Raw genomic sequence first — 363 nt, forward strand, 5'->3', positions numbered from 1 at the left:
CTTGAAGTTAAAGGACTTTCTTGTGACGATGGTATTTCTATTGAAATAAAAGTAAAACCATTAACAGGTACTCCTGATTTTATTTATTCTATCTACGGTATTGGTACGACTTCAGGATCTACTTCTGCATACTCATATACTTTTGATCATTTGGAACAAAATACTAAATATACTTTTGTAGTAGTAGATAGTAATGGTTGTCCATCGTATTTAGATTATTTAACCCCTACGATTTCACCTATTACAGCTACGGTTACTCCAAAAAATGTAACCTGTTTTAATGCAGGCAATGGTGAATTAAGTTTTGAAGTAACTAATATAGGAGCAGGAACTACTCAACTTGATTATGAAGTAAGAGACAAT

At 32.0% G+C, this 363-nt stretch carries 1 protein-coding gene; it reads left to right on the forward strand.

Going from position 1 to position 363, the window contains the following annotated elements; genetic code table 11:
* Window positions 1–363 (forward strand): hypothetical protein (locus SB717_RS34165; protein ID WP_410907266.1); only part of this gene is annotated, 363 nt, incomplete at both ends.

Source organism: Priestia sp. SIMBA_032 (genome assembly GCF_046535215.1).
Classification (GTDB): Bacteria; Bacillota; Bacilli; order Bacillales; family Bacillaceae_H; genus Priestia; species Priestia aryabhattai.